Below are 8,423 nucleotides of genomic sequence, written 5' to 3' on the forward strand. Positions count from 1 at the left end.
GTCCGGGCCGCCGGCGATCACGGCGGCCAGCGGTCCGTCGGCGATGCGGCGGACCAGGTCCTCGTGGTCGACGCGCCCCGCCGCGGCGACCACGACGTCACCCGCACGGAGCACCCTCCGGTGAAAGGACTGCAGCGTGTCGGCGTCCAGAGCCGCCACCGACTCCTCGGTACCGATGATCGGTCGGGCCAACGGGTCGTCACCCAGAACGGCCTCCGTGACCAGTTCACAGGCGAGATCCTCCGGGTCGTCGGCCCGGCCCGCGAGCTCGTCGAGCACCACGTCCCGCTCGATCTCCACGTCCTCCGCCGCACAGGACCCGTTCGCCACCACGTCGACCAGCACGTCGACCGCCGTCCCCAGGCCCTCGGCCGGGACGTGCACGTGATAGCAGGTGTGCTCGCGGCCGGTGTAGGCGTTGAGGTCCCCCCCGAGAAGATCGATCCGCTCGGAGAGTTCCCTGCCCGATGTCGTGGTCGTCCGCTTGAACAAGACGTGTTCGAGGAAGTGCGCGGCGCCGTGCTCCCCGGGCGCCTCGTGCGCGGATCCCGCCGCGATCCACACCCCGACCGCCGCCGTGTGGCACCACGGGAGGTCCTCGGTGACGACACGCAGCCCGGGGATCGATCTGTCCACTCTGATCGTGGGGTCCACGGCGGCTCTCCCTTCCAGCGATGCGAGGCACGCACCCCGGGATCAGGGATGCGTGCCTCGCTGGGTGCCGGGGCGCGCGAGCGACCCCGGCGGTGGATCAGTTGTCGTCGCCCTCGGCGTCAGCCGACGCCTCGGACGCGGCGGACTCGTCGCCCACCGGCACGAGGCTGATCTTGCCGCGGTTGTCGATGTCCGCGATCTCGACCTGCATCTTGTCGCCGACGTTCACGACGTCCTCGACCTTGCCGACGCGCTTACCCTGCCCGAGCTTCGAGATGTGCACCAGGCCGTCGCGACCGGGCAGCAGCGACAGGAAGGCGCCGAACGGGGCCGTCTTGACGACGGTTCCGAGGAACCGCTCGCCGACCTTGGGCAGCTGCGGGTTGGCGATGGCGTTGATCTTGTCGATGGCGGCCTGGGCCGACTCCCCGTCGGTGGCGCCGATGTAGACGGTGCCGTCGTCCTCGATCGAGACGGACGCACCGGTCTCCTCGGTGATCGAGTTGATCATCTTGCCCTTGGGCCCGATCACCTCGCCGATCTTGTCGACCGGGACCTTGATCGCGATGATGCGGGGCGCGAACGGGCTCAGCTCGTCGGGCTCGTCGATCGCCTCGGCCATCACGTCGAGGATGGTCAGGCGGGCCTCCCGGGCCTGGGTGAGCGCGCCGGCCAGGACCTCGGACGGGATGCCGTCGAGCTTGGTGTCGAGCTGCAGCGCGGTGACGAACATACCCGTGCCCGCGACCTTGAAGTCCATGTCGCCGAACGCGTCCTCGGCACCGAGGATGTCGGTGAGGGCGACGTAGCGGGTCTCCCCGTCGACCTCGTCGGAGACCAGGCCCATCGCGATCCCCGCCACCGGCGCCCGCAGCGGGACACCGGCGTTGAGCAGGGACAGGGTGGAGGCGCAGACGGAGCCCATCGAGGTGGATCCGTTGGAGCTCAGCGCCTCCGACACCTGGCGGATGGCATACGGGAACTCCTCGACGCTGGGGAGCACCGGCACGAGCGCACGCTCCGCGAGGGCTCCGTGGCCGATCTCGCGACGCTTGGGAGAGCCCACCCGGCCGGTCTCACCGGTGGAGTACGGCGGGAAGTTGTAGTGGTGCATGTAGCGCTTGCTGGTCTCCGGACCGAGCGAGTCGATCTGCTGGGCCATCTTGACCATGTCCAGGGTGGTGACGCCGAGGATCTGTGTCTCACCGCGCTCGAACAGGGCGGAACCGTGGGCCCGCGGGATGACCTCCACCTCGGCGGACAGTGCGCGGATGTCCCTGACACCGCGTCCGTCGATACGGAAGTGGTCGGTGAGGATACGCTTCCGGACGATCTTCTTGGTGAGCGATTTGAACGCGGCACCCAGCTCCCCGACACGCCCGGAGAACCGCTCCTCCAGCGACGCCAGGACCTCGGCCTTGAGCTGATCGGTCGCGCCGTCGCGCTCCTGCTTGTCGGCGATCGACATGATCTCGCCGAGCTTGGCCTCGGCCACCTCGGTGACCGCGGCGAGCGCATCCTCCTGGTACGGCGGGAAGAGGGGGAACTCACGGGCTTCGGCGGGTGCCGCGGTCGCCAGTGCCTGCTGTGCGGCACACAACTCGGAGATGAACGGTTTGGCCGCCTCGAGGCCCTGCGCCACCACGTCCTCGGTGGGCGCCTGTGCGCCTCCCGCGATCTTCTCGATGACGGTCTCGGTGGCCTCGGCCTCAACCATCATGATGGCGACGTCGGCGCTGTCACCGGAGCCCACGACTCGACCGGCGACGACCATGTCGAAGACCGCCTCGGAGAGCTGCTCGACGGTCGGGAAGGCGACCCACTGCCCCTCGGGGCGGGCGGCGGTGGGGATCAGGGCGATCCGCACGCCACCGACCGGTCCCGAGAACGGGAGGCCGGACAGCTGCGTGGAGGCCGATGCGGCGTTGATCGCCACGACGTCGTAGAGGTCCTTGGGGTCCAGGCTCATGACGGTCACGACGACCTGGACCTCGTTGCGGACGCCGTCCGCGAAGGTGGGACGCAGCGGGCGGTCGATGAGGCGGCACGTGAGGATGGCGTCGGTGCTGGGCCGGCCCTCGCGGCGGAAGAACGAACCCGGGATGCGCCCTGCGGCGTACATCCGCTCCTCGACGTCCACCGTCAGGGGGAAGAAGTCGAAATGCTCCTTGGGATGCTTTCCCGCCGTCGTGGCGGACAGCAGCATGGTGTCGTCGTCGAGGTACGCGACGACCGCCCCGGCGGCCTGCTTGGCAAGGCGTCCGGTCTCGAATCGCACCTCTCGGCGACCGAAGTCGCCGTTGTCGATGGTCGCGACGGTCTCGAAGACTCCGTCTTCGACCTCGACGGCCGTGATCTCTGGCATGTGTAGTCCTGTTCTGTCGGTGACTGGGGCCTCACGGCGGAGACGTCTCCGCCGGGCCCGCCGGATCACGCGTCAGGGCGTCCCGGTGGCGATTCCGGTCTTCGATCGAAGCGGTCGGAACCGGTGCCCCCTCCCGGGGCACCCGTCGTTCCGGCAGCCACTACCGAGGACCGTCAATCGGACCTGTCGACACCCGGTACGCGCGCACCGGCCGTGATCAGGCTACCAGTGGCAACTCCCCCGGGTCATCGCTGACACTCCCGGCACCGCCCCCGCACAGCACTGTTCCCCGCCCTCGACGAGGACGGGGAACAGTGGACGTGCGGGCGGTGCCGGCTCAGCGACGCAGGCCGAGGCGCTCGATGAGCGAGCGGTAGCGCGCGATGTCGACCTTCGCGATGTACTTGAGGAGGCGACGACGACGGCCCACCATCAGGAGGAGGCCGCGACGGGAGTGGTGGTCGTGCTGGTGGGTCTTGAGGTGCTCGGTCAGCTGGCTGATCCGCTTGGTGAGCAGCGCGACCTGGGCCTCGGGCGAACCGGTGTCCGTCTCGTGGATGCCGTACTCGGCCAGGACGGCCTTCTTCTCTTCGGTGCTCAACGCCATGGGTGACTCCTGGTTGTTCCAGTCCGCGAAAATGAATGGCCCCGCCGCCGCGGACCGCAGGAGGGCCGGGAGAAGACGTTACCAGCGCTCGGACCCGACACCCCAATCGGCGTCAGCGGCGCGCGGTCCCCACATCGAGGACGACTCTGGTCCTGGCGACGTCACGGTCCATCGCCACCAGCAGTTCGTCGACCGAGGAGAACTTCTCCATATCGCGGACGTGGTCCACGAAGTCGACGGCGGCCACACGTCCGTAGAGGTCCGCCGACTCGTCGAGCACGAACGCCTCGACACTCCGCGCCGCCTCCCCGAAGGTCGGGTTGGTGCCCACGGAGATCGCGGCGGGGTAGCGCCGGCCGGGGAGGATCGTCCCGTCGACGTCGTGCTCGTCGAGGAGGGTGAACCACCCGGCGTAGACGCCGTCGACGGGCACGGCCGTGTACTCCGGCAGGTCCAGGTTCGCCGTCGGGTACCCCAGGTCGCGTCCCCCGCGTCCGGCCCCGTGCACGACGGTCCCGGACACGCGGTGGGGACGACCGAGGATCGTCGCCGCGCCGGCCACGTCCGACTCCGCGAGCAGTCGACGTACCCGGGAGGAGGAGACCGGTTCCCCACCGAGTTCCAGCAGGTCCATCACGCGAACGTCGATCCCCCGCTCGGAGCACAGCTCACGCAGCGTCTCCGGGGTCCCCGCGGCTCGTCGACCGAAGGAGAAATTGTTCCCCACGGTGACGGAGCGACTCCGCAATCCCCGGACCAGAACGCGGTCGATGAACTCCTCGGGGTCCCACGAGGCCATGCCGGTATCGAAGGGCAGGGCGAAGACCGCGTCGACACCGAGTTCGCCGGCCAGTTCCGCGCGTCGTTCGAGCGGTGTCAGGACCAGGGGATGGGTGCCGGGTCGGATGACCTCGACCGGGTGCGGATCGAACGTCACCAACACCGGGCTCGCGCCCGACTCCCGCCCGGCCGCCACCGCGTGGTCCACCAGGCTCCGGTGCCCCCGGTGGAGTCCGTCGAACACCCCGAGTGCGACGGAGGTCCCGCCGTCGGGGATCACGATCTCGTCGAACGTCCGCCACAGCTGCACGGCGACCACCTTACGCCCGGGCCTCACAGGCCCGCCGGTCGCATGACGACGACCGGAGCGGCGCGATTGCCGGACTCGGAGACCAGGGCGGCGACCCGTCCGTCCGGACCCACGGCCGCGACCACCCCGTCGTCACCCCTGGCCTGCAGCCACCGCCCGTGTCGCAGTCCCTCCGCCTCGTCCGCGTCGATGTCGCGGCGGGGGAAGGCGGTCAACGCGGCGGTGTCGAGGTCCAGGGACAACCGCGGATCCTCCTCGAGTTCTCCGAGTGTGCGGGCGACATCCAGGCCGAACGGTCCCACGCACGTACGGCGCAGCGCGGTGAGATGTCCCCCCACCCCGAGCGCGGCGCCGAGGTCGCGGGCCAGTGCGCGGATGTAAGTGCCGGTGGAGCAGTCGACGACGACGACGAGGTCCACCACCGCTCCGGCAGGGATCCGCTCGACGATCTCGAACCGCGACACCGTGACGGTCCGCGCGTCGAGCCGGACGTCCTCGCCGGCCCGGACCCGGTCGTAGGCCCGTCGGCCGGCCACCTTGATCGCGCTCACCGAGGACGGCACCTGCTCGATCTCGCCGGTGAGTGCCGCGACCGCGGAGTCGATCGCCTCGTCGGTCACCGTCGAGGCGTCGACCCGCGCCGTGGTCTCGCCCTCAGCGTCGTCGGTGGTGGTGGATTCCCCGAGTCGGATCGTGGCCCGATAGGACTTGGTCTCCAGCGCGAGCAGCCCCAGGAGCTTGGTGGCGCGTTCTATTCCCACCACCAGGACGCCGGTGGCCATCGGGTCGAGCGTTCCGGCGTGCCCCACTTTGCGCGTTCCGAAGTACCGGCGCAGGCGCCCGACGACGTCGTGACTGGTCATGCCGGCCGGTTTGTCGACCACGACGAGTCCGGGGGCGGGAGCGGGGCGGGGGTCGGGTCTGCGCGGGGTCACGCCGGACACGCTATCCCCCACCACCCGGCCGGAGCGCGATCGCCGAGGCGATGTGGCCGTCCCACAGCGCCCACCGGCCATGGAACTCCACCAGGTCGGGTCCCCCGTCGACCGCGCGCGGGTCGACGAGGATCCTCGACCGCAACTCGCCCGAAGCGGACCGGCCGTCGACGTGGGTGGGCGTCAGGGTGATGTGGGCGTCGGCGAATCCCAGCCACCTCCGGGTGAGCGGATACCACGTCTTGTAGGTGGCCTCCTTGGCCGTGAACAGCAGCCGGTCCCAGTGGACCGCCTCCTCCTCCTCCCGCGCCGCGGTCACCCAGGCCGCCTCCTCGGGTAACGCGACTGCCTCGAGGACCCCCCGGGGCAGCGGCCCGTGGGGTTCGACGTCCAGTCCGAGGGAGCGGATCCGGTCCGTCGGCCCCACCGCCGCGGCACGCAGACCCCCGGTGTGGGTCAGTGTGCCCACCACCCCTGTGGGCCACACCGGCATCCCCCTGCCGCCCCGCGTGATCGGGCCGGGGGGCACGCCCAGCCTGCTCATCGCCTCGCGCGCGCAGGCCCGGACCGCGGCGAACTCGATCCGCCGGCTCTCGACGGCCCGGGCGATCTGCTCGGCCTCGACCGGGTACATGGCGGCCAACGCCGCCTCGTCGGTCATGCCGAGCTCGTCGAACTCCACGGCCACCACGTCGTCGGGCAGCAGGTCCCTGATCACCGTTCCTCCTCCAGGTCGGGTCCGGTCTCACCGGGCCGCGCGATCCTCGGCATCCCCTCCTCGCCCCGGATCCACCGCACCTGGGGGTGGGCAGGGCCCGGGAGGATCGGGCGGGCCAGTGGGTCGGGCCGGCCACGGGCCGCCCACTCACGCGGGTATCCCAGTGAGACCTCCTCGAAGCGCACCGAGTCGTGGACGGTGCTGCGCGGGATGTGCAGGTGCCCGTAGACACACGCCGAGGCCCGATAGCGACGGTGCCAGTCCGCGGTTTGTCCGGTGCCGCACCACAGCGCGAAATCCGGATGGCGCAGGACCTCCGTCGGGGCGCGCAGCAGTGGCCAGTGGTTCACCAGCACGGTGGGGTGCGCCGGGTCCAGAGCCGCCAGTCTGGTCGTCGTGGCCACCAGCCGAGCGACACACCAGGCGGCGACATCCGGGTACGGGGCCGGATCGATGAGGAACTCGTCCGACGCCACCACCCGTCGTTCCCGGGCGTCCTGGAGAGCCGATTCGCGCGACTGGCCGGGGAGGCGGGTCCACGAGTAGTCGTAGAGCAGGAACATCGGCACGACCCACGCGGGTCCCCCCGGGCCGGTCCACAGCGGGTAGGGGTCCTCGGGGGTGTCGACACCGATCGAACGGCAGGCGGAGACCAGCCTGTCGTATTTCGCGGTGGAGCTGATCCCGTCGTCGTCGGAGCCGATCCACAACTCGTGGTTGCCCGGCACCCAGATCACACGCTCGAACCGGTCCGCGAGAGTGTGAAGTGCGCCGATCACGTGGTCGGTCTTCTCCGCCACGTCTCCGGCCACGATCAACCAGTCCCCCGGGTGGGTCGGCCGGATGTCGTCGAGGACGCCGGCGTTGCCGCGGTGGCCGACGTGCAGGTCGGACACCGCGCGCAGGCTCGGGCCACGGGTCATGCCCTGGTCCCCTCGGACGGCCGACCGGCAGGAGTCCGCGCTCCCAGGACCAGCCAGCGGTCACCGCGGACCCGAGCGGCGACCGCGATGAGTCGCATCGCCACGAACACGCCCATCCCCCACCAGATACCCGCGAGCCCCCAGCCGAAGTGTCTCGTGGCCAGGAGGACGGGCAGGAAGCCGCACAGGGCGGCGATCACGGTGCTGGTGCGGAGGTACGCGGCGTCACCGGCGCCCAGGAGGACGCCGTCGAGCCCGAACACCAGGGCGGCGGGGATCACCACGAGGGCCATGCCGGTCAACGCCACGACGAGTCGGCCGGCGACCTCCGCGTCTCCCGACAGGAGGGTCGACATCGGGTCGCGGAAGAGCACCGTGATCACGGCGAGCCCGACACCGAGCCCCACCGACCACACGACCACCGCGCGGGCCAGGGCGCGGCTCTCGGAGGCCAGGCCGGCGCCCAGCGCCGCACCGACGAGGGACTGTGCCGCGATCGCGACCGAGTCGAGCACGAGGGTGTACAGGGCCCAGAGCTGCTGCGCGAGGTGATGCGCGGCGAGCGAGTCGACGCCCGCGGCCGCGGCGGCGGTGGTGGCCACGGCGAAGGTCACCTGGAAGGACGCGGTACGGATGACCAGGTTGACTCCCAGACGGAGCTGCTCGACGATCACGCTCCACCGAGCACGCAGCGATCCACTGTGCTCGCCCGCCAGGGCGCCGAGGAATCCCCCGGCCATGATCATCTGGCCCGCCAGGTTGGCCCACGCACTGCCCACCAGTCCCAGCGCGGGCGCGGGTCCCAGACCGGGCACCAGCACCACGCAGCCGATCGTGGAGACACCTATCCCCACGGCCACCAGGACGAGAGGCGTCCTGACGCGCTGGACTCCCCGCATCCACCCGTGCCCGGCGGACGCGACCAGGATGCACGGGATACCCCACACCGCCACCCTCAGCCAGTCCGCGGCGCCGGCCGCCACCTCGGCGTCGGCCGCGAGCACGCGCGTCAGCGGTCCGAGAAACGTGTGGACGCCCGCCACCACGACCGCACCGACCGACAGCGCGATCCAGGTGGCCTGGACCCCTTCCGCCACCGCGTCCGCACGCCGTCCGGCTCCGTGGAGTCGG

At 70.9% G+C, this 8,423-nt stretch carries 8 protein-coding genes; all 8 read right to left on the reverse strand.

Annotated features, from left to right (window positions below; all coding sequences use genetic code 11):
- On the reverse strand, positions 1 to 654 hold a 654-nt coding region (locus G6019_RS14555), incomplete at its 3' end, for a M16 family metallopeptidase (protein ID WP_182627872.1).
- 97 nt (positions 655 to 751) lie between these two features.
- The gene (locus tag G6019_RS14560) at positions 752 to 3,019 is read right to left on the reverse strand and encodes a polyribonucleotide nucleotidyltransferase (RefSeq protein WP_107756608.1); all 2,268 of its coding nucleotides are present in this window, start codon (positions 3,017 to 3,019) and stop codon (positions 752 to 754) included.
- Between the two features lie 337 nt (positions 3,020 to 3,356).
- Positions 3,357 to 3,626: a 30S ribosomal protein S15 gene (gene rpsO, locus G6019_RS14565; RefSeq protein ID WP_017836938.1), complete on the reverse strand. Its 270-nt coding sequence runs from the start codon at positions 3,624 to 3,626 to the stop codon at positions 3,357 to 3,359.
- 112 nt (positions 3,627 to 3,738) lie between these two features.
- Positions 3,739 to 4,716, reverse strand: coding sequence for a bifunctional riboflavin kinase/FAD synthetase (locus G6019_RS14570; RefSeq protein ID WP_107756609.1), 978 nt, complete (start codon positions 4,714 to 4,716; stop codon positions 3,739 to 3,741).
- 23 nt (positions 4,717 to 4,739) lie between these two features.
- Entirely contained in the window at positions 4,740 to 5,660 is a 921-nt protein-coding gene (gene truB, locus G6019_RS14575; protein ID WP_370446295.1) for a tRNA pseudouridine(55) synthase TruB, read from the reverse strand.
- Between the two features lies 1 nt (position 5,661).
- Positions 5,662 to 6,369: a 4'-phosphopantetheinyl transferase family protein gene (locus tag G6019_RS14580; RefSeq protein ID WP_107756610.1), complete on the reverse strand. Its 708-nt coding sequence runs from the start codon at positions 6,367 to 6,369 to the stop codon at positions 5,662 to 5,664.
- Positions 6,366 to 7,292 (reverse strand): metallophosphoesterase family protein, encoded by a 927-nt coding sequence (locus G6019_RS14585; RefSeq protein WP_182627874.1) that lies wholly within the window; start codon positions 7,290 to 7,292, stop codon positions 6,366 to 6,368. Before G6019_RS14585 ends, G6019_RS14580 begins: the two co-directional genes overlap by 4 nt.
- The coding region (locus G6019_RS14590; RefSeq protein WP_182627876.1) for an MATE family efflux transporter at positions 7,289 to 8,423 on the reverse strand (1,135 nt) is incomplete at its 5' end. The genes G6019_RS14590 and G6019_RS14585, both read right to left, overlap by 4 nt.

It is taken from the genome of Dietzia sp. DQ12-76, assembly GCF_014145045.1.
Taxonomy (GTDB): Bacteria; Actinomycetota; Actinomycetes; order Mycobacteriales; family Mycobacteriaceae; genus Dietzia.

Coding starts and splice junctions, on each gene's coding strand:
- G6019_RS14560 (WP_107756608.1), bottom strand. CDS start 3,019: ATGCCAGAGATCACGGCCGTCGAGGTCGAAGACGGAGTCTTCGAGACC.
- rpsO (WP_017836938.1), bottom strand. CDS start 3,626: ATGGCGTTGAGCACCGAAGAGAAGAAGGCCGTCCTGGCCGAGTACGGC.
- G6019_RS14585 (WP_182627874.1), bottom strand. CDS start 7,292: ATGACCCGTGGCCCGAGCCTGCGCGCGGTGTCCGACCTGCACGTCGGC.